The sequence below is a fragment of the Streptococcus infantarius subsp. infantarius ATCC BAA-102 genome (genome assembly GCF_000154985.1).
In the GTDB taxonomy this organism is placed as follows: Bacteria; Bacillota; Bacilli; order Lactobacillales; family Streptococcaceae; genus Streptococcus; species Streptococcus infantarius.
Genome location: NZ_DS572693.1, coordinates 18,471 through 38,998, shown reverse-complemented (window position 1 = coordinate 38,998; position 20,528 = coordinate 18,471). Strand labels below are relative to the sequence as shown.

Below are 20,528 nucleotides of genomic sequence, written 5' to 3'. Positions count from 1 at the left end.
TTTCCATATTTTATAGTCATAGGTATATATTTAAAACTTTTATAGTCAGATTTATTGACAAACAATGTGATAAATACTGGTGATTACCTTATTTATAATTATGATACAAAAATTGTATTTTTATTTAAAAACATCAAAAAAGTATCCGCTAGGGATACTTTTTCATCGAATAAATAGTTTTGTAAGAGTAAGACCTTATTTTAGATTGTTAATCACTCGTTCCAAACGTGAAATGGCTTCTACTGGCAAAGCAAGTTTTGGGTTGTTTTGGTTGAATGAAAGCAAATAATTCAAACGGAACTGCATACGTGAACGGATGAGTTGTTTATACTTGCTGTCAAAATGATGAACAGGGTATTCTGCCAAATCCAAATATTGGAAACCTTCGATTGGTCCAAAATATTTAAACTCAGCATCACCATCAACTAACTTTTCAATAATACCTAAAGAAACTTCTTTCGGAATACTTTGTCCCATGTAAGTACCAGTATTGATGATGTAACAATCAACATCTCCTTCAAATAGTGAACGGAATTTTTGATAATCTTCAACGAGTGGATAAACCCTAAATGGGTTGGCAAATGGTTCGATGACAAGTGTTTGTTTATTTCCTTCAATATTTTCAGCACTTGACCGTTTTGTCATCAAGGTACATCCCATCGTAGCTGCCATTAGAGGGTCATTAACCTTAATCAATGGAGGTAGAGAATCGTCTTTCATAATCCAAAAAATGGCATTAATCGGCTCTTCGATATGGTCAACACGATTTGGTGTCGCAAAACGAGATTTAACCGTTCGACCATTACCGTTTCGAATGTCTTCTGTCATCAATTTCTTACGACCATTTTCATCCAAAGTAACCCCACAATTTTGTACTGTTACAAAGAAATCTTGTTCTGGGTGTCCTGTTGGATAATCATTAGTTTTATCAAAATATGAAGGTTCCAACGCAATAGATGAACCATCTTTTTCTGAAATAACAAAAGCATCATCATGCAAAACTTTGATATCATACTTACCATTATGCTTAGCATGGGTCAAGGTAGATTTTCCTGAACCAGACAAACCAAAGAATGATGCTACATAGTCATTGCCATCTTCCTTACCTTGGAAAATCTTCAAGCCACCATGGCAAGAAACGTAGCGATTACGGGCCGCTGTCCCCCAAGCAAGTGTCAAGGTAGCTTTTTTCAACTCACCAAAGTAATTAAGTCCCAAAATAGCAACACAGTTATGGTTAGTATCAAAATAAACTAGACCATCTGGATAAGCTGGATGAGACCATTTAGGATCAAAGAAAACAAAAATATCATCTTCATCGTAAGATTTAGAGATTTTCAAGCGATTTTTGAACTCTTCATCCAAAATTTGGAAATTCAATAACCATGAATAGAGATTGTTAATTTCTTCTTCAGGTACCATCAAATGTGCATGTACCATGAATTTTTCATCTAACCCTACAATAGCATCAGCTTTGTAAAATTGACGACGATGCGCTTGATAAACTGCACTTCTAACGATGGATAGCAAACGTTCATCTTCATCTTCGTCTTGACCAAAAATTCGACGTGCTTTAGCTGTTCGTCCAACGACTGCACCAGAATTTGTTAACAACACACGAGCATAGGAAGGCAGTCCCAATTCCTTAGTATGAATGACAGGCATGTCTAAAATCACTGTACCTGCAGCATTTGAAGCCAGTTGATATGCCTCTTCTAAGGTTTTAATTGGGTGAACCTGGTTTTCATAAAATACTGTTTCGACAATAGTTTTTAATGCAGAAAAATACGGACTTGATTTGCGCATTTCTAAAGTTGAAAATTGATTACGTGTTACCATTTTCTACCTCCTATTGTATGGTTAATTTCATTCTACCAAAAAAGTATGCGTTTTCACAATTAAAAGTGTTAAAATATTAGAAAAAAGAAATAATTTCTAAAAATTATACAAAAAAAAACAACTTTCCTTACTTCTATTTCTGAAAAAAACAAAAAGGCTAGAACAATGTTCTAACCTTTTATCTATTATTCGGCAATATCAAATACGGTAGATTTGACAGTTGTCATAGCTTCAATTGAATATTTCACACCTTGTGTTCCAGCACCAGATTTTTTAGCACCAAGGAATGGGAAGTTATCTGTACCACGTTGTGTTTTGTTGTTAATGTGAACAGAACCCACTTCAAGTTGTTCAGCAATCTTGAATGCCAATGGGAAGTTGTTTGTAAATACAGAAGCTTGAAGACCGTATTCAGATTTATTTGAGATTTCGATAGCTTCTTCAACTGAGTTTACACGGATAAATGGAAGGACTGGACCAAATGGTTCTTCCCAAGCCAAGCGCATGTCAGTTGTTACATTATCAAACAATACTGGGCTGATAAGGTTACCTTCACGTTTGAATGAGATAACTTCTTTAGCACCTTTTTCTTGAGCATCTTTGATAAGACCTTCAACGTAATCAGCTGCTTTTGTATCAATAAGTGGAGTGATATCAGCGTTATCTTCTGGCATACCAACAGTCAAGTTGTTAACAAGTGCAGAAACTTTTTCAACTAATTTGTCAGCAATGCTATCCATAACAAGAACACGTTTTACAGCTGTACAACGTTGTCCTGAGTATCCATAAGCACCAGCAACGATGTTTTTAGCAGCCAAGTCAATATCAGCATCTTCAAGGATGATAGCTGAGTCTTTACCACCAAGTTCAAGCATGATTGGACGCATACCAGCCAAGTGACCAATGTGTTCACCAACTGGTGTAGAGCCTGTAAAGTTGATGTAGTTAACAGCTTCATGTTCTACAATGTAGTCACCAATAACTGAACCACGTCCTGTGATTGTATTGAAGACACCTGCAGGTAGTCCAGCTTCAGCAAATGCTTCAGCCAAAAGAAGACCTGAGATAGAACCTTGCGTAGGTGGTTTAAGGGCAACAACATTCCCTGAAATAAGGGCAGGAGCGATCTTAGAACCTGCAAGGTTGATTGGGTAGTTAAATGGCGAAATAGCAAGCACCAAACCTACTGGTTCGCGACGAACGATAGCGATTTTTTTCTTGCTTGCTGGATCAAAACTACCACCTTCAAGAACTTCACCTTCAAGACGAACGCCTTCTTCAGCAGCATAGTTAATGATTTCAGCAGTACGAATAACTTCACCGACAGCTGATTTGTAACCTTTAGCGATTTCTTTAGAAAGAACAGCACCGATTTTTTCAGCATCACGCATCAAAATATCAGCTACTTTGTGAAGGTATTCAGCACGTTCTACATATGAAAGTGCACGCCATGCTTTTTGAGCAGCTTTAGCTGATGCATAAACATAGTCAACTTCTTCTTGGCTCATTGCAGGAACAGAACCAAGTTCTTCACCAGTTGCGGGAGCGTAAATTTTGATTTCTTCTTTAGAAAGTTTCCACTCACCGTTGACGTAATTTTTATATTGTTTAGTCAAGCGATATCTCCTTTTAAATGTTATAACTCCATTTTATCACTTTTTTAGTCTTTTTCTAATATTTTAACACGAAAAAATTCTGAAAATTTAGACAAAAACTTTGCGGTGTCAAATAGTTATAATTATAAAACTTATAAATAATTTTATAATTCCATTGTAATACCTCTATGTGCTTCTAATATCAGAATTTAGTGAATTTTTTCAATTGAATAACTTTTTTATTTTATTCGATAATTGTATATTTTTTCATTAGAAAAAATAGTAACATTTCAAATGGATTCAATTAAGACTTCCTGTATTTTTAACATACAAAAAAAGCTTTTAACATTACGTTAAAAGCCTTCTCATGTTAATTAGTCAACATTAACATATTCTTTGCTAAGTTCAAGAACTTCTTCCATTGTTGAGCATTCTGTAAGAGCGCGGTTAGCGTATTCTTGCATTTTAGCAGTGTCAAGTTTCTTCATCAAGCTACGTGTACGAAGAATTGACGTAGCTGACATGGAGAACTCGTCAAGCCCCATTCCGACAAGAAGTGGAACAGCTTTTTGGTCACCGGCCATTTCACCACACATACCAGCCCATTTACCTTCAGCGTGAGCTGCTTTGATAACGTTGTTAATCAAACGAAGGATTGATGGGTTGTATGGTTGGTAAAGGTATGAAACTTGTTCGTTCATACGGTCAGCAGCCATTGTGTATTGGATAAGGTCGTTTGTTCCGATTGAGAAGAAGTCAACTTCTTTCGCAAATTGGTCAGCAAGCATAGCTGCAGCTGGGATTTCAATCATGATACCAACTTGGATATCATCTGAAACGGCAACACCTTCAGCTTTAAGGTTTGCTTTTTCTTCATCAAAGATTGCTTTAGCAGCACGGAATTCTTTAAGAAGAGCAACCATTGGGAACATGATACGAAGTTGTCCGTGTACAGATGCACGAAGAAGTGCACGGATTTGTGTACGGAACATTGCATTTCCTGTTTCTGAGATAGAAATACGAAGTGCACGGAATCCAAGGAATGGGTTCATTTCTTTTGGAAGGTCGAAGTAAGGAAGTTCTTTATCCCCACCGATATCCATTGTACGAACCACAACTGGTTTACCATTCATGCCTTCAAGAACAGCCTTGTATGCTTCATATTGTTCATCTTCAGTTGGGAAGTCTTGTGAATCCATGTACAAGAATTCTGTACGGTAAAGACCAACTGCTTCTGCACCATTAGCATTAACACCTTCAACGTCTTTAGGTGTACCAATGTTAGCTGCCAATTCGAAGTGTTTACCATCTGCTGTTACTGTTTTAGCATCTTTAAGAAGAGCCCATTCAGCTTTTTGTTTAGCATATGTTTCACCAGCAGCTTTAAATTCAGCAACTTGTTCATCTGTTGGGTTGATGATCACTTCACCAGTGATACCGTTTACAGCAATGATATCGCCATCTTTAACACGGCTAGTGATATCGTTTGTTCCAAGAACAGCGGCAATTTCAAGTGTACGAGCCATGATAGCTGAGTGACTTGTACGTCCACCAATGTTTGTAACAAAGGCTTTAACAAATTGTTTGTTCAATTGGGCAGTATCAGAAGGTGTCAAATCGTGTGCAATAACGATTGATTCTTCATCAATTGTAGCAGGGTTTGGAAGTTTAGCACCAAGAAGGTGAGCCAATACACGTTTAGCAACGTCGCGGATATCTGCGGCACGTTCTTGCATGTATGGGTTATCATCCATTCCTTCAAAGATAGTGATGAACATATCAGTCACTTCTTTAAGTCCTGCTTCTGCGTTAGTTTGTTTTGCACGAATAGTTTCTTTAATTTGGCTGATCATTTCTGGGTCAGCAAGAACCATTAAATGTGCGTCAAATACGGCAGCTGCTTCTTCGCCAAGTGTCTCTACTGCTTTTTCACGTATAATAGAAAGCTCGTCTTGTGATGCTTTCAATGCGGCATCTAGGCGAGCTTCCTCTGCACTTGTATCTTCAACTGTAACAGTTTCAAATGACAAATCAGGTTGAACGAGTAGATACGCTTTAGCAACAGCAACACCATCAGATGCGGCAATTCCTTTAAGCATTTCTGTCATTTTCTTAAGCCAATCCTTCTTTTGTCATTGTTTCTTCGATTGCTGCAAGTGCGTCATCAGCATCAGCACCTTCAGCAGAGATAGTTACGTCAGCACCTTGACCAACACCAAGACTCATAACACCCATGATTGATTTAAGGTTTACTGCTTTACCTTTGTAGTCAAGAGTGATGTCTGAAGCGAATTTGCTAGCTGTTTGAACAAGCAAAGTAGCTGGACGTGCGTGAATACCTGTTTCCGCAATAATGTGAAAATCTTTTGAAGCCATATTATGGTTCTCCTTTTATTTGTGTTTTTTCGGATCATCTTATGATAACCCTTACAAGTTATGATTATAGCATAAACCCTTTTTTATTTCAATAGTTACACACCTTGTATGCTCCTTCTTTTTTGAAAAATTAAGGAAAAACGGCACTTTCAGGCTGTAAAATTACCTGTTTTTTTCAAAAATAAATAGAAACAAGTTGAACTCGCTTCTATTTATTGATTAATCTTTCTTTTCAGCTTTTTTCTTTTTTAGGGCTGCTGTTTGTTTACGAATTTCATTAAAGAATGGTGCCGTTGTCAAGCTAAGATTTTTATAGTTCCGCAACATACGACGTTGGTTAAAACGAAATGGCTGAACACCCTTAACTTTTAAATTCTCATTTAGCTGAAGTCTAAATTTCTCCAAACGTTTGCTGAAAGCTTCTCTTTGTTTAGTCCAGTCGTCAAATTCTGTTTTAACAGATCGAAGCAATCTTTCCTGTTCAGAGCGAACATATTTTTCAACCGTTGCTGCTGCTTGTTGAAATTTCACAGTATCCATAACTGTCCAAATTAAATCCGCTGTCATGATAGAAACAATCACTAGGGCAAACCAGCCGTTCAAACGATTGATAACAGCCATGACCGTCGGCTGGACAAATTTAACAAGTATCAAAATACTAACTCCCCAAAAAAGTGAAATTTCAGGAGCAATCCAACCTTTAACATTACCAAATAAATCGCTGTAATCCCAAAGTTTCATATGAAAGAAGTTCTCCAAAAACCAGCCAGCCAGAAATTCAAAAATCGTCGCAATGAGCATGCCACTGATAAAAAGTCCTAGTAGATTGTTTTGAAATGGTTTTGTGCCGATTAAAACCGTCGCCACCGCAAAGCCATAAACTGGACAATAAGGCCCAGCTAAGAAACCACGATAAGCAAACTTTTTATCACGAATGGAGCAATAAATGGTTTCCCATAGCCAACCGATAAATGAATAAATAAAAAATAGAAAAATAATATCCGTTATAGAATAGCCCATAAAATGTCAACCTCTAAATTTCAAACTATTCTCATTATAACAAAAAACCTAGAACAAGACTTGTTCTAGGCGAGCTTTTACATATTTTCAATAAGTTTAGCTGCAAATTCACTTGTTGAGCAAGCGGCTTTTCCTTGCGCCAAATCTGCTGTAAATTGACCTTTGGCAAATGTTTTTTCAATTGCTTGAGAAATCAAGCTGGCAACTTCTGTCCATCCGATATAATCAAACAACATACAACCAGATAAAAGAACAGAACATGGATTAGCAATGTCTTTTCCAGCAATATCAGGAGCTGTTCCGTGAGTTGCTTCAAAGATTGCATGTCCAGTTACGTAGTTGATATTAGCACCTGGTGAAATACCGATTCCACCAACTTGAGCAGCAAGGGCATCACTTGCGTAGTCACCATTAAGGTTTGTCAAAGCCACAACATCAAACTTTTCAGGGTTAAGCAAAATTTGTTGCAAGAAGTTATCGGCAATGATGTCATTCATAACCAATTTCCCACTTGCTAATTCATCAGCGTATTCACGTTCTGCAAGTTCGTAACCCCATTTGCGGAAGCCGCCTTCGGTAAATTTTTGAATATTTCCTTTGTGAACAATTGTGACGTTTGTTAGGTGATTAGCAAGAGCGTATTCAATTGCAGAACGAATCAAACGTTCACTACCTTCTTTTGAGATAGGTTTGATACCAATGCTACTTGTTTCAGGAAAACGAATCTTGCTGACAGACATGTCATTTTGCAAGAATTCGATGACTTTTTTCACTTCAGGTGTGCCAGCTTCCCATTCAATACCAGCGTAAATATCTTCAGTATTTTCACGGAAAATAGTAATACTTGTTTTTTCTGGTTCTTTAAGTGGACTTTCAATTCCTTTAAAATAACGAACTGGACGAACACAAGCATACAAATCCAATTCTTGGCGAAGCGTTACATTTAGTGAACGAATCCCGCCCCCAACTGGTGTTTCTAGAGGACCTTTAATAGCAATCAAATCTTTTTTAATCGTATCAAGCGTTTCTTCTGGTAACCATTTCCCAGTTGCTTCATGCGCTTTTTTACCAGCTAAAAGTTCATGCCATTCAACTTTCTTTTGACCTTGATAAGCTTTTTCAACAGCAGCATCAAAGACAGCACGCGCATTTTTCCAAATGTCACGTCCAACACCATCCCCTTCAATAAAAGGGATAATTGGATGATTAGAAACGACCAATTGGCCATTTTCTAAAGTGATTTTATCAGCCATAATTTTCCTTTTTCCTTTCGTAATCTTTTTTAACGATCTTCATGTGGAACATATTTCAAACCAAGTTCACCTTTATAACGAGAACGTGGACGAATCAATTTATTATGTTTTTGTTGTTCTTGAATATGAGCAATCCAACCAGCAACACGACTCATGGCAAAAATCAACGTAAAGATTGAACTATCAATACCAAGCACATGATAAACTGTCGCTGAATAGAAATCGACATTTGGAATCAAACCTTTAGTATGTTTCATGTAATCTTCAATTTCACGAGACAAGTCAAACCAAATTTCATTTTCAGTTCCTTCTGTTAAAGCTTGAGCCATTTCACGAAGATATTTTTCACGTGGGTCTTGTGTTTTATAAACGCGGTGGCCAAATCCCATGATTTTTTCTTGTGAATCAAGTTTTTCTTTTAGATAAGCTTTAGTATCACCCATTTCACGGATTTCAGTCAGCATGTCGAAAACACGTTCATTAGCGCCACCGTGAAGAGGTCCTTTAAGGGTACCAATCGCCGTTGTTACACAAGAATAAATATCAGCCAAAGTTGACGCACAGACACGAGCGGCAAATGTTGAGGCATTTAATTCATGATCAGCATGTAAAACCAAAGCTCGATTTAAAGCTTTAACTTGCAATTCTGTTGGTTCTTCACCATTTAGCATATAAAGGAAATTGGCGGCAAAGCACAAGTCCTTGCGTGGTGCTACTGGTGTTTTTCCTTCACGTAAACGAGCAAAAGCTGCAATAATCGTTGGCATTTTTGCCATTAATTGAATAGATTGTTCGTAAGTTGCTTCTTCTGAGTTATCTTCTGCATTAACGTTGTAAACACCTAGCAAGCTAACTGTTGAACGAAGAACACTCATCGGATGCAAATGATTACGTGATTGAATCATAATACATTGCACAACAGCGTCACTGATTTCATAGTTATCACGAAGTAATTTTACAAAATCATCAAGCTCTGTTTTATTTGGCAAATGAAGGTTCCAAAGAAGGTAAATCACTTCTTCGAAACTAGCATCATTGTCCATCAATTCTGAAATATTGTAACCTGCATAAGATAAATTATCATTAATAATCGAACTAATACGGGTATTACAGGCGATTAAATCTTTTAATCCACTTGATCCTGTCATATATTAAGCACCCCCTAATTTCTTTCTAACAACCATTGGTAGAATTCCGCCGTTTTTGTAGTAACGGATGTCAGCATCCGCATCAAAACGTACCATGGCTTTAAAGTGTTTTTCACCTGATTCATCACGTGCAATCACATCAACAATATCGTGAATACCAGGATTTTCTGAAAGGTTAATATCGTATGTTTCGTAACCTGTTAATCCAAGACTTTCAGCTGTATCACCTTCTAAGAATTGCAATGGTAAAACCCCCATCATGACAAGGTTTGAGCGGTGAATACGTTCAAAGCTTTCAGCAAGAACAGCTTTAACTCCAAGAAGATTTGACCCTTTGGCAGCCCAGTCACGACTTGATCCCATACCATAGTCTTTACCAGCAATGACCAAAGTATCAACCTTATCTTCTTTATAATGCATGGCTGCATCGTAGATTGGCATTAATTCACCATTGTATTTTGTATAACCACCAATTTTACCGTCGGCTAATTGGTTTTGAATTCGAATGTTGGCAAATGTTCCGCGCATCATGACTTCGTGGTTACCACGGCGGCTACCATATGAGTTGAAATCAAGGTAATCAACACCATGTTCTGTCAAATATTTAGCAGCTGGACTGTTTTTAGCGATGTTACCTGCTGGTGAAATATGATCAGTTGTAACACTATCGCCAAATTTAGCCAATGGTTTAAGGTTCTTAAGTGGTTTGATAGCCAAATCATCACCCAAGTGATCAAAGTATGGTGGATTTTGGATGTATGTTGACGCTTCATTCCAATGATAGATTTTACTTTCTTCTGTTGGAATTTGGTTCCATTTTTCACTATCTGTAAAGACATGTTCATACTCATGTTCGAACAACTCACGTGTGACAAATTGGTCAACATATTTTGCCACTTCGTCATTTGTTGGCATAATGTCTTTAAGGTAGACTGGTTCATTATTTTGATCAAAACCAAGCGGTTCTGTTGTCAAATCAATGTTAGTATTTCCAGCAAGTGCATACGCCACAACAAGTGGTGGGCTAGCAAGGAAATTAGCTTTGACAAGTGGATTAACACGTCCTTCAAAGTTACGGTTACCTGATAAAACAGCTGACGCTAACAAATCAGTATTCGTAATTGCTTCAGCGACTTCTGGGCGAAGGCTACCTGAGTTACCGATACATGTTGTACAACCGTAACCGACAATGTTAAAACCAAGTGTATCTAGGTAAGTTTGCAAACCAGAGTTGCGAAGATAACCTGTCACCACTTTTGAACCAGGGGCAAGTGATGTTTTGACTGTCGGAGCTACGCGTAAACCACGTTCAACAGCATTTTTGGCAAGTAATCCAGCTGACATGAGCACGTAAGGATTTGAAGTATTCGTACATGATGTGATAGCTGCAATTGCCACATGTCCAGTCTTGATTTCCACATTTTTGTCCTCAAAGTGAACAGTCGCTGTTTTATTAATCTCATCTGCTGTCAAACCAAATCCTTGAACACCTGCTTCGCGTGTCAAACTTTCTTGGAAAGTTTGTTTGGCTTGTGTCAAATCAATCAAATCTTGTGGACGTTTTGGTCCAGAGATACTTGGTGAGATGGTAGACAAATCAATCTCAACAACTTTAGTGTACTCAGCTTGATGCACTGGATCATAGAAAAGATTGTTACGTTTAGCATATTCTTTTGTCAACGCAATGTGGTCTTCATCACGGTTTGTCAAACGCATGTAGTTAAGCGTTTCATCATCGATTGGGAAATAACCACATGTTGCACCGTATTCAGGAGCCATATTAGCGATAGTTGCACGCTCTGCAAGGCTAAGATTTGAAAGACCATCACCAAAGTACTCAACGAATTTGCCGACAACTTTTTCTTGACGAAGGACTTGTGTCACTTTAAGTGCCAAGTCAGTTGCAGTCGCAATCTTAGGCAATTTACCTGTCAAACGCACACCGATGACTTCTGGAATTGGGAAAAACGAAGCCTCACCAAGCATAGCTGCTTCTGCTTCAATACCTCCGACACCCCAACCAAGCACACCAATACCATTGATCATTGTTGTGTGGCTATCAGTACCAAACATTGAATCAGGGTAAAGCGTGCCATCTTTTTCAATGACAACATCACTTAAATACTCAATATTAACTTGGTGAATAATCCCTGTTGCCGGTGGAACAGCACGGTAATTATCGAATGATTTTTCAGCCCACTTCAAAAATTCGTAACGCTCATTGTTACGTTTAAATTCCATATTAATGTTATCTTCTAAAGCTGTATCGCAGCCAAAGAAATCGACTTGAACACTGTGGTCAATAACCAAATCAACAGGAATTTCAGGATTAATAAGTTCTGCATCACCACCGTTTGAGACAAGGGCATCACGCATTGAGGCAAGGTCGACAACAACTGGTACACCAGTGAAATCTTGTAGGATAACACGACTTGGTTTGAATGGGACTTCGCCTTGGATGTTTTTAGGATTGTAAGTTGCTAAATTTTCAATGTTAGTTTTTGTAACATCTACTCCATCATACTTTCTGAGTAAACTTTCAAGTAATATACGAATAGTGTAAGGGATTCTTTTGATATTTCCTCCATAATGAGAAACGGCTTCTTCAAGATTTAGGTAAGAATAGTCATTCTCTTTGAAAGAAAATTTAGATAAGAACTCTGTCATGTACGGACCCCCGATTATAATAATATTGTTTTTAATTATACAAAATTCAGAAAATTTTGTCAACATTAATTTACAGGTTTGTGTTAGATTTCCTAACATGATGTGTTACTTAAAAATAAAAAAGCTGTTAAGCCTTGATATCACTACATTTTGTATAAACGACAATCACCAACCACTACATATGGTATTTTCGTAAGACTTTTTGGTTGCTTTTTTGGTATATTTTGGCTATTCTAATTAAAAAAAGATAACGATTTATGGAGGAAAGCCTAATGGCTAATAAAATTACACTTTTTTCAAAAAATAATTGCATGCAATGCAAAATGACTAAAAAACTTTTAGAAAAAGCGGGCGCTGAATTCCAAGAAATTAACATGGATGAACGTCCAGATATGATTGATTACGTTAAAAGTCTTGGTTTTACAGCCGCTCCAGTTATCAAAGCTGGCGAAATTGCCTTTTCAGGATTTCAACCAAATAAACTAAAAGAAATTATTTAACCATCCTTCCATTTTGAATTAGAAAGGAATTACCTTACTCAATCTATGAACTAGGTAACTTACTTTATTTATGAGTCTTAAAAATCTCGGCGATGTTTCTTACTTTCGCCTTAATAATGAAATCAACCGTCCAGTTAATGGACAAATCCCGTTAAATAAAGATAAAGAAGCTCTTAAAGCTTTCTTTCTTGAAAATGTCATTCCAAACACCATGACATTTGAAAGCATCACTGAAAAAATTGACTATCTAATTGCCAATGATTACATCGAAGCTGAATTCATCGGTAAATACTCACCAGACTTTATTGAAAACTTGTCTAAAGACTTGCAAGCTCACAAGTTTCGTTTCAAATCTTTCATGGCAGCTTACAAGTTCTACCAACAGTATGCTTTAAAAACAAACGACGGTAGTCAATACCTTGAAAGCATCGAAGACCGTGTGCTCTTTAATGCCCTTTATTTTGCTGACGGAAATGAGGAGCTGGCACGCGATTTAGCGCTTGAGATGATAAACCAACGTTATCAGCCTGCGACACCTTCTTTTTTGAATGCTGGACGTAGTCGTCGTGGCGAATTTGTATCGTGTTTCTTGATTTCTGTGACGGATGATATGAATGCTATCGGACGTTCTATCAATTCAGCCCTACAATTGTCACGCATCGGTGGTGGTGTCGGCATCAACCTTTCAAATCTGCGTGAAGCTGGCGCGCCAATTAAAGGCTACGAAGGCGCAGCCTCTGGTGTTGTCCCAGTGATGAAACTCTTTGAAGATAGTTTTTCATATTCTAACCAACTTGGTCAACGCCAAGGTGCCGGTGCTGTTTATCTCGATGTTTTCCACCCAGATATCATGGCATTTTTATCAACTAAAAAGGAAAATGCTGACGAAAAAGTGCGCGTCAAAACCCTTTCGCTTGGGATCACCATCCCAGATAAATTTTACGAATTGGCCCGTAAAAATGAAGACATGTACCTCTTTAGCCCCTATAGTGTTGAGCGTGAGTACGGTGTGCCATACAGTTATGTCGATATCACAGCAGAGTACGACAAAATGGTCGCCAATCCCAACATTGTCAAAACCAAAATTAAAGCGCGTGATTTGGAAACTGAAATTTCCAAACTCCAACAAGAGTCTGGTTATCCCTACGTGATTAACATTGACACCGCTAATCGTACTAATCCAATCGATGGCAAAATCATCATGTCAAATCTCTGTTCTGAAGTTCTTCAAGTTCAAAAGCCAAGCATTATCAATGATGCCCAAGAATTTGTCAAAATGGGAACGGATATTTCATGTAACCTTGGTTCAACCAATGTGGTTAATATGATGACTTCTCCTGACTTTGGCCGCTCTATTAAAGCCATGACACGCGCCTTAACTTTCGTTTCTGACACATCATCAATCGAGTCAGTGCCAACAATCAAGCACGGCAATGAACAAGCCCACACTTTTGGACTTGGCGCTATGGGACTTCACACCTATCTTGCCCAAAATCACATTCACTACGGAAGTCCAGAATCTATCGAGTTCACAAACATCTACTTTATGCTGCTCAATTACTGGACTTTAGTCGAGTCTAATCAGATTGCTCGCGAGCGTAAGCAGACATTTGTAGGATTTGAAAAGTCAAAATACGCGGACGGAAGTTACTTTGATAAATACATCACAGGTGACTTTGTACCAAAATCTGACCGCGTCAAGGAACTCTTTGCTGAGCACTTTATTCCTAGTGGCAAAGATTGGGCTGAGCTTCGCGATGCTGTGATGATTGATGGACTCTACCACCAAAATCGTCTTGCCGTTGCTCCAAATGGTTCGATTTCGTACATCAACGATGTCTCAGCATCGCTTCATCCCATTACTCAACGTATCGAAGAACGTCAAGAAAAGAAAATCGGTAAGATTTATTACCCAGCAGCTGGGTTGTCTACAGATACAATTCCTTATTACACGTCTGCTTACGACATGGATATGCGTAAGGTCATCGATGTTTACGCTGCAGCTACTGAACATGTCGATCAAGGATTGTCTCTCACTTTGTTCTTGCGCAGCGATATTCCAGAAGGACTCTACGAGTGGAAAACGCAAAGCAAACAAACCACTCGTGACCTTTCTATCTTACGTCACTATGCTTTTAATAAAGGACTCAAATCAATTTATTACATCCGTACTTTCACTGATGATGGGGAAGAAGTTGGATCAAACCAATGCGAAAGCTGTGTGATTTAACTGAACACTTGTTATTGGTCCTAAAGTTCCTAATAACAAGACGGCAACCGCTATGGCGGATTCCCTAGTTCACTTACTAACTTCATCAAATGACTATTATCAAGTCGTTTGGTTTCGTGTCGTGACTTTATTGAACACTTTGTTTTATCTCTGTAGGCGTTACAACCCAAACAGGATAAAAAACATAACTTGAATCACTATTTGAAATGCCAGTCTTCTGGCTGGCTTTCTTATAACTACTCTTAGGAGAAATCAGAAACATGACTACATATTATAAAGCCATTAACTGGAATGAGATTGAGGATGTGATTGACAAATCAACTTGGGAAAAGTTGACCGAACAATTCTGGCTTGATACGCGTATTCCGCTGTCAAACGACCTCGATGATTGGCGCAAGCTTTCTGACCAAGAAAAAGATTTGGTCGGTAAAGTTTTTGGCGGATTAACCCTCCTTGATACCATGCAATCCGAATCTGGTGTAGAAGCGATTCGTGCAGATGTAAGAACACCTCACGAAGAAGCCGTCCTCAACAATATCCAATTTATGGAATCTGTCCACGCCAAATCATACTCTTCCATTTTTTCAACACTTAACACAAAATCAGAAATCGAAGAAATCTTTGAATGGACGAACAACAACGAATACTTACAGAAAAAAGACCAAAATCATCAATGATATTTATGAAAATGGTACTGCGCTACAAAAGAAGGTCGCTTCAACCTTTCTTGAAACCTTCCTCTTTTACTCAGGCTTCTTCACCCCTCTTTATTATCTTGGCAACAATAAATTGGCAAATATCGCTGAAATTATCAAGCTAATCATCCGCGATGAATCTGTCCACGGAACTTACATTGGCTATAAATTCCAACTTGGTTTCAATGAATTATCTGAGAAAGAGCAAGATGACCTGCGTGATTGGATGTATGACTTACTTTATCAACTCTATGAAAATGAAGAAAATTACACCAAAACACTTTATGACCAAGTTGGCTGGACTGAGGAAGTTCTGACTTTCTTACGTTATAACGCCAACAAAGCTCTCATGAACTTAGGGCAAGACCCGCTTTTCCCTGATACCGCAAATGACGTCAACCCAATCGTCATGAATGGTATTTCAACAGGAACTTCAAACCACGACTTCTTTAGTCAGGTCGGAAACGGATACCTTCTTGGTTCTGTTGAAGCTATGCAAGATGATGATTACAATTATGGCCTTTATTAGGATTTTCAAAAAATATTTTCGAACTGTCTTGACAAGAAAGTTTCTTTCATGCTAGACTATATACAAATTGAATTCACAAAGGAGTGCCATCGGCTGAGATCGCATTTGCGAAATCCTGATAACCTGATCTCGTTAGGACGAGCGTAGGGATTGTGATATGACTTTTTTAAACGTGATTAAAATAGCATTGAACATATTATCAGAAAAGCTCCTTTGTGTTAGAAGGAGCTTTTTTATGTCGTCGAAGAATTCTCAATTGTCTGCTTTAATTGAGACTGCATTGGTTGCTGCTTTTGCTATGGCTTTATCTTATATTCCAGATTTTGCTAGCTGGTTCACCCCTTCATTCGGTGCTGTGCCAGTCGTCCTTTTTGCCCTACGTCGCGGTCCAAAGTACGGAACTCTAGCTGGTCTTATCTGGGGTTTGCTTCACTTCATTTTAGGTAAAGTTTGGTATTTGGCTTTGTCACAAGTTATCATCGAATACATCATTGCCTTTATCTCAATGGGCTTAGCTGGATTTTTATCTGCGCCATTTCAAAATGCTCTTTCTAAAGACAATAAAGGACGTGCTTTGATTTACTCTACTATCGGTGCCACACTTGCTGTTTTTGTCCGCTACTTCTGGCACTATGTCGCTGGCTTTATCTTCTGGGGAAGCTACGCACCAAAAGGCATGTCACCTTACCTTTATTCTCTCAGCGTCAATGGCACTGCTGGACTCTTAACTCTAGTCTTCGTCATTTTAGCACTAGCTATCATCATCCCAACACAAGGGAAACTCTTCTTGGTGAAGAAATAAACCCTTCATTTTCTAAGCTTAACACCATAAAAGCTAAGACAAATCGCCTTAGCTTTTTTTCTATTACATTTGTTTTGCCAAATTAATCATTTCAAGCACACCTTGAGCGCATTCGCTACCTTTATTACCTGCTTTTGAACCAGAACGTTCGATAGCTTGCTCGATATCCTCAGTGGTAATCACACCAAACATAACTGGAATATCGCTAGTGAGATTGATTTGTCCAACCCCTTTAGCCACTTCGTTACAGACCAAATCATAATGACTTGTTGACCCACGAATGACACTACCAAGGGTGATCACACCATCATATTTACCGCTGGCAACGATTTTTTTCGTCATAAACGGAATTTCAAAAGCGCCTGGGACCCAATAAACATCGATATCATCCTCAGCCACCTCATTTCTAACTAGACCGTCCATTGCACCACCTAATAATTTTGAGGTGATGAATTCATTAAAACGCGCCACAACGATAGCGATTTTCAAGTCTTTTCCGATAAATTTTCCTTCAAATGTTGTCATAATTATTCTCCTTATACGATGTGTAATAAATGATGAAATTTTTCTTGTTTGGTTTGTAGGTAAGCTTTATTTTCTTGGTGAGCTGGCATCTGCAAGGGCAAGCGTTCTATAATTTCTATACCTGCCATTTCAAGCTGCTCCAACTTGTCAGGATTATTGGTTAAGAGTTTAACCTGCTTGATATCTAAAAAGCTCAAAATATCCGCTGCAATCTGGTAATCACGCTCATCTGGGGCAAAGCCAAGCTCAAGATTTGCCTCACAAGTGTCCAAACCTTCTTCTTGCAACTGATAAGCTTTCAGTTTATTTTTTAAACCGATGCCTCGACCTTCTTGACGAAGGTACAAAATAGCTCCGCGCCCAACTTGGTCAATTTTTTCCATGGCAGCATGCAACTGTTCTCCACAGTCACAACGCAAAGACCCAAAAATATCGCCAGTCAAACACTCTGAGTGCAAACGCAGTAAAAGCGGTTCATCTGTCGTCAAATCTCCCTTTGACAAGAGAACATGCTCGCGCTTTTCTTCATCTTCAAATAACTGAAGGTCAAAGTCACCATAACTTGATGGCAACTTTACCTTAGGACTATCTTGAAAGCTCACATAACGCGCAATATCACCCACTTCAATCATGGTCAAATTCCACTTGCTAGCAAAATCATGCAAATCAACTTTGCGAGCCATCGTGCCATCATCTTTTAAAATCTCACAAATGTAAGTCGCTTCTCTCACACCAGCTAAACATGCCAAATCAAGACTTGCTTCCGTGTGCCCACGACGTTCTAGAACGCCACCACTTCGTCCCACCAATGGAAACATGTGACCAGGTCTTTGAAAATCACTTGCTTTACTTGTTGACGACGCCAATTCTTGAATAGTCTTAGCGCGGTCAAAAGCTGAAATTCCTGTTGACGTTTCTTTGTGGTCTACGCTAATGGTAAAAGCTGTGCCATGTGCATCTGTATTTTCTTCTGACATTGGAACAAGTTCCAAACGATTAGCAATCTCCTCAGACACTGGTGCACAAATCAAGCCACGCGCATACTTGGTCATAAAATTCACATTTTCTGGGCTTGCTAATTCTGCCAGGCCAACCAAGTCCCCTTCAGCTTCGCGGTCATCATCATCAACCACGATAATTAATTTTCCTGCTCTCAAATCAAAAAGAGCCTTTTCAACATCCTTAAACATTTATTCTCCCTTCATCTTTGACACTTGTGCCTGCATGTATTTTGCTAAAATATCAGTCTCGATATTGACCTTGTCGCCTTTTTTAAGACTAGCCAAGTTGGTTTCTTTTGCCGTATGCGGAATCAAAGACACGCTAAATTGTCCCGACTCAACAGACACCACCGTTAGACTAACACCATTGACTGCGATTGAACCTTGTGCGACAATTTGCCCTTCAAGTTCTTTTGGAAAAGCAAAGCTGAGTACCAGAGCAGTTTCATCGCTCTTTTTCTGGACAAGAGTTGCCACACCATCTACGTGCCCCGTCACAAGGTGCCCTTCAAAACGAGCATTGGCTGACATGGCTAGTTCTAAATTAACCAAATCACCAATACGACAAGTTGAGAACATTGTTCGTCTAAAGGTTTCTGGCATGATATCTACCGTAAACATATCACCTGCTTTTGCTACGCAAGTTAGACAGACACCATTGATTGCCATACTATCACCAATTTTATAATCTGCTAGCAATTTTCGAGATGCTTTACAAGTTAATTTAATATTATGCTGGTGTTTAACCATTCGACTAATGAGCCCTTGTTCTTGAATTAATCCTGTAAACATCACGTTCTCCTTTTCGCTGACAATCTGATTGTATTTCCAATTTTTTGACATGAAAAATCTTGCAACTCTAGCACTTCTTCTACCAAACGAAAACTTGACATTGCTGCTTTGCCATTTCCTCCAATAAGCTTAGGCGTCACATAAGAAATGATTTCATCCCAAAGTCCGCTATCCAAGAAAGCATCATGAACAGCCGCTCCGCCCTCGACATAAACTGATTGAATCTTTTCATCATAAAGTACCCGCAAGATATTTGCAATCGAGAACTCAGGCAAATCAATCACCTTCACATGACTAGGTAAATCTGTAACCTTATGCTTACTAAAAATCAAAATTGGAGCTGAATCATCCGTAAAAATCTGTAAGTCTCTTCTTTCAAAAACACGACCAGCTTCATCTAAAATCACACGGACAATAGGATACAAACTTGTCCCCGCTCCCAGTAAACGTGGGTTATCAATCAAGACAGTGTCAGCACCAACCAAAATAGCCTGATAATCATCGCGTTCATCATGAACGAAGCGATTAGTTTCGGCATCCGTCAAAGCTGTGCGTTTGCCAAGCACCGCTATTTTTCCATCTAAGCTAACCGCTTGTTTTAAAACCACGTAAGGTCGCTGGTTTTCGTAGTAAAAATTATAGTGAGAATTAAGGCCTCTAGCCTCTTCTTCTAAAACACCAGTCACCACTTCGATGCCTTCTTCTTTCAAAAAAGCTAGCCCTTTCCCAGCCACCAAAGGATTGGGATCAAGTTGACCAACCACCACCTTTTTGATGCCAGCTGCTAGAATTGCTTGAGTGCAGGGGGGCTGTTTTCCCCTGTGATGGCAAGGTTCCAATGTTACATAAAGCGTTGAATCGACTAGTTCTTCAGGAGTTTGACAATGTAAAATAGCATTCTTTTCAGCATGTTCGTGCCCATACTGCAAATGCGCACCGCGAGCAATCACATGATTATCTTTAACAATCACTGCGCCAACTAAAGGATTGGTATAAGTTTGACGAAAACCTTTTTTAGCTTCTGCAATTGCCTGCGACATATAATAATTATCCATAATCGTCCTCCTTTCTAGACTAAAAAATCCCGATAAAAATCACTAAACTAGAATGGCCTAGTTAGTTATTTTCATCGGGATAACACTTGAGGTATTATCAAAAAATTCTGACAATACTATAAAGTTACTAAACTAAAATCCCCGCAGCTTACACCACGGGGAATTAAAGACAAGTAAAAAAGTATTCCAAAAAGCAAGAGCTTGCCTTTTGACACTCTATCAATTCTTCTCTCATCCAGACTATACTGTCGGTTCTGGAATTGCACCAGATCAGCTTGCGCTCACGGACTTAACTATCTCGCTTGGATATCAAACCAAACAAAGTTGATTGATGATTTGCTTTTAGTTTAGGCGACAGCCTCGCAGACATAACTGGTATTAGGCAAGGGGTGTCAACAATGAATAAAAGCAAATAGCAATCAACAAGACAACATCACCGTCGGTCGGGAATCGCACCCTGCCCCGAAGAAAACTATTCAATTCTGTTTTAGATTAGCACGA

At 38.7% G+C, this 20,528-nt stretch carries 15 protein-coding genes, 1 pseudogene and 2 riboswitches; of the genes and pseudogenes, 4 read left to right on the top strand and 12 right to left on the bottom strand.

The window, feature by feature from the left end; translation table 11 throughout:
- Nucleotides 1–195: 195 nt before the first annotated feature.
- From STRINF_RS06675 to acnA, 8 genes are all read right to left on the bottom strand, one after another.
- Nucleotides 196–1,839: a phosphoenolpyruvate carboxykinase (ATP) gene (locus STRINF_RS06675; protein ID WP_006532307.1), complete on the bottom strand. Its 1,644-nt coding sequence runs from the start codon at nt 1,837–1,839 to the stop codon at nt 196–198.
- A gap of 185 nt (nt 1,840–2,024) precedes the next feature.
- A complete protein-coding gene (locus STRINF_RS06670; protein WP_006532306.1) occupies nt 2,025–3,455 on the bottom strand; it encodes an NADP-dependent glyceraldehyde-3-phosphate dehydrogenase in 1,431 nt (476 codons plus the stop codon).
- A 353-nt stretch (nt 3,456–3,808) separates the two neighbouring features.
- Nucleotides 3,809–5,542 carry a phosphoenolpyruvate--protein phosphotransferase gene (ptsP, locus tag STRINF_RS06665; RefSeq protein ID WP_006532305.1) on the bottom strand — a complete coding sequence of 578 codons (1,734 nt, stop codon included), beginning with the start codon at nt 5,540–5,542 and terminating at the stop codon, nt 3,809–3,811.
- Nucleotides 5,543–5,546: 4 nt separating this feature from the next.
- Complete coding sequence (locus tag STRINF_RS06660) at nt 5,547–5,810, bottom strand: phosphocarrier protein HPr (RefSeq protein ID WP_004230961.1); 264 nt, start codon at nt 5,808–5,810, stop codon at nt 5,547–5,549.
- 219 nt (nt 5,811–6,029) lie between these two features.
- The gene (locus STRINF_RS06655; RefSeq protein ID WP_006532304.1) at nt 6,030–6,830 is read right to left on the bottom strand and encodes a putative ABC transporter permease; all 801 of its coding nucleotides are present in this window, start codon (nt 6,828–6,830) and stop codon (nt 6,030–6,032) included.
- Between the two features lie 77 nt (nt 6,831–6,907).
- Nucleotides 6,908–8,083, bottom strand: a complete 1,176-nt coding sequence (gene icd / locus STRINF_RS06650) for an NADP-dependent isocitrate dehydrogenase (RefSeq protein WP_006532303.1) — start codon at nt 8,081–8,083, stop codon at nt 6,908–6,910.
- Between the two features lie 29 nt (nt 8,084–8,112).
- Nucleotides 8,113–9,231: a citrate synthase gene (locus STRINF_RS06645; RefSeq protein ID WP_006532302.1), complete on the bottom strand. Its 1,119-nt coding sequence runs from the start codon at nt 9,229–9,231 to the stop codon at nt 8,113–8,115.
- Nucleotides 9,232–9,234: 3 nt separating this feature from the next.
- Entirely contained in the window at nt 9,235–11,898 is a 2,664-nt protein-coding gene (gene acnA / locus STRINF_RS06640) for an aconitate hydratase AcnA (RefSeq protein WP_043878390.1), read from the bottom strand.
- Nucleotides 11,899–12,170: 272 nt separating this feature from the next.
- Here acnA and nrdH point away from each other — a divergent pair, with 272 nt between their 5' ends.
- The 4 genes and pseudogenes from nrdH to thiT all read left to right on the top strand — a co-directional run bounded on the left by nrdH (nt 12,171) and on the right by thiT (nt 16,654).
- Nucleotides 12,171–12,398 carry a glutaredoxin-like protein NrdH gene (nrdH, locus tag STRINF_RS06635; RefSeq protein WP_014334480.1) on the top strand — a complete coding sequence of 76 codons (228 nt, stop codon included), beginning with the start codon at nt 12,171–12,173 and terminating at the stop codon, nt 12,396–12,398.
- Between the two features lie 70 nt (nt 12,399–12,468).
- Nucleotides 12,469–14,628 (top strand): class 1b ribonucleoside-diphosphate reductase subunit alpha, encoded by a 2,160-nt coding sequence (nrdE, locus tag STRINF_RS06630; RefSeq protein WP_006532299.1) that lies wholly within the window; start codon nt 12,469–12,471, stop codon nt 14,626–14,628.
- Between the two features lie 260 nt (nt 14,629–14,888).
- Nucleotides 14,889–15,852, top strand: a pseudogene (gene nrdF / locus STRINF_RS10890) (class 1b ribonucleoside-diphosphate reductase subunit beta).
- A 69-nt stretch (nt 15,853–15,921) separates the two neighbouring features.
- Nucleotides 15,922–16,019: riboswitch (TPP riboswitch) on the top strand.
- A 68-nt stretch (nt 16,020–16,087) separates the two neighbouring features.
- Nucleotides 16,088–16,654 carry an energy-coupled thiamine transporter ThiT gene (thiT, locus tag STRINF_RS06620; RefSeq protein ID WP_014334477.1) on the top strand — a complete coding sequence of 189 codons (567 nt, stop codon included), beginning with the start codon at nt 16,088–16,090 and terminating at the stop codon, nt 16,652–16,654.
- A gap of 63 nt (nt 16,655–16,717) precedes the next feature.
- Here the strand turns inward: thiT and ribH are convergent, their stop codons facing one another.
- From ribH to ribD, 4 genes are read right to left on the bottom strand one after another with little or no spacing between them, the layout of a single operon-like run.
- Complete coding sequence (ribH, locus tag STRINF_RS06615; protein ID WP_006532294.1) at nt 16,718–17,179, bottom strand: 6,7-dimethyl-8-ribityllumazine synthase; 462 nt, start codon at nt 17,177–17,179, stop codon at nt 16,718–16,720.
- A gap of 11 nt (nt 17,180–17,190) precedes the next feature.
- Nucleotides 17,191–18,369 carry a bifunctional 3,4-dihydroxy-2-butanone-4-phosphate synthase/GTP cyclohydrolase II gene (locus tag STRINF_RS06610; protein WP_006532293.1) on the bottom strand — a complete coding sequence of 393 codons (1,179 nt, stop codon included), beginning with the start codon at nt 18,367–18,369 and terminating at the stop codon, nt 17,191–17,193.
- Nucleotides 18,370–18,972: a riboflavin synthase gene (locus tag STRINF_RS06605; RefSeq protein ID WP_006532292.1), complete on the bottom strand. Its 603-nt coding sequence runs from the start codon at nt 18,970–18,972 to the stop codon at nt 18,370–18,372.
- The gene (gene ribD, locus STRINF_RS06600; RefSeq protein WP_006532291.1) at nt 18,972–20,027 is read right to left on the bottom strand and encodes a bifunctional diaminohydroxyphosphoribosylaminopyrimidine deaminase/5-amino-6-(5-phosphoribosylamino)uracil reductase RibD; all 1,056 of its coding nucleotides are present in this window, start codon (nt 20,025–20,027) and stop codon (nt 18,972–18,974) included. Before ribD ends, STRINF_RS06605 begins: the two co-directional genes overlap by 1 nt.
- Nucleotides 20,028–20,246: 219 nt before the next feature.
- A riboswitch (FMN riboswitch) is annotated at nt 20,247–20,501 on the bottom strand.
- Nucleotides 20,502–20,528: the final 27 nt, after the last annotated feature.

What these genes read in the sequence shown, in the direction of transcription:
- ribD (WP_006532291.1), bottom strand. Translation starts at nt 20,027, where the DNA reads ATGGATAATTATTATATGTCGCAGGCAATTGCAGAAGCTAAAAAAGGT.
- acnA (WP_043878390.1), bottom strand. Translation starts at nt 11,898, where the DNA reads ATGACAGAGTTCTTATCTAAATTTTCTTTCAAAGAGAATGACTATTCT.
- nrdH (WP_014334480.1), top strand. Translation starts at nt 12,171, where the DNA reads ATGGCTAATAAAATTACACTTTTTTCAAAAAATAATTGCATGCAATGC.
- nrdE (WP_006532299.1), top strand. Translation starts at nt 12,469, where the DNA reads ATGAGTCTTAAAAATCTCGGCGATGTTTCTTACTTTCGCCTTAATAAT.
- STRINF_RS06605 (WP_006532292.1), bottom strand. Translation starts at nt 18,972, where the DNA reads ATGTTTACAGGATTAATTCAAGAACAAGGGCTCATTAGTCGAATGGTT.
- icd (WP_006532303.1), bottom strand. Translation starts at nt 8,083, where the DNA reads ATGGCTGATAAAATCACTTTAGAAAATGGCCAATTGGTCGTTTCTAAT.
- STRINF_RS06675 (WP_006532307.1), bottom strand. Translation starts at nt 1,839, where the DNA reads ATGGTAACACGTAATCAATTTTCAACTTTAGAAATGCGCAAATCAAGT.
- STRINF_RS06610 (WP_006532293.1), bottom strand. Translation starts at nt 18,369, where the DNA reads ATGTTTAAGGATGTTGAAAAGGCTCTTTTTGATTTGAGAGCAGGAAAA.
- STRINF_RS06660 (WP_004230961.1), bottom strand. Translation starts at nt 5,810, where the DNA reads ATGGCTTCAAAAGATTTTCACATTATTGCGGAAACAGGTATTCACGCA.
- ribH (WP_006532294.1), bottom strand. Translation starts at nt 17,179, where the DNA reads ATGACAACATTTGAAGGAAAATTTATCGGAAAAGACTTGAAAATCGCT.
- ptsP (WP_006532305.1), bottom strand. Translation starts at nt 5,542, where the DNA reads ATGACAGAAATGCTTAAAGGAATTGCCGCATCTGATGGTGTTGCTGTT.
- thiT (WP_014334477.1), top strand. Translation starts at nt 16,088, where the DNA reads ATGTCGTCGAAGAATTCTCAATTGTCTGCTTTAATTGAGACTGCATTG.
- STRINF_RS06645 (WP_006532302.1), bottom strand. Translation starts at nt 9,231, where the DNA reads ATGACAGGATCAAGTGGATTAAAAGATTTAATCGCCTGTAATACCCGT.
- STRINF_RS06655 (WP_006532304.1), bottom strand. Translation starts at nt 6,830, where the DNA reads ATGGGCTATTCTATAACGGATATTATTTTTCTATTTTTTATTTATTCA.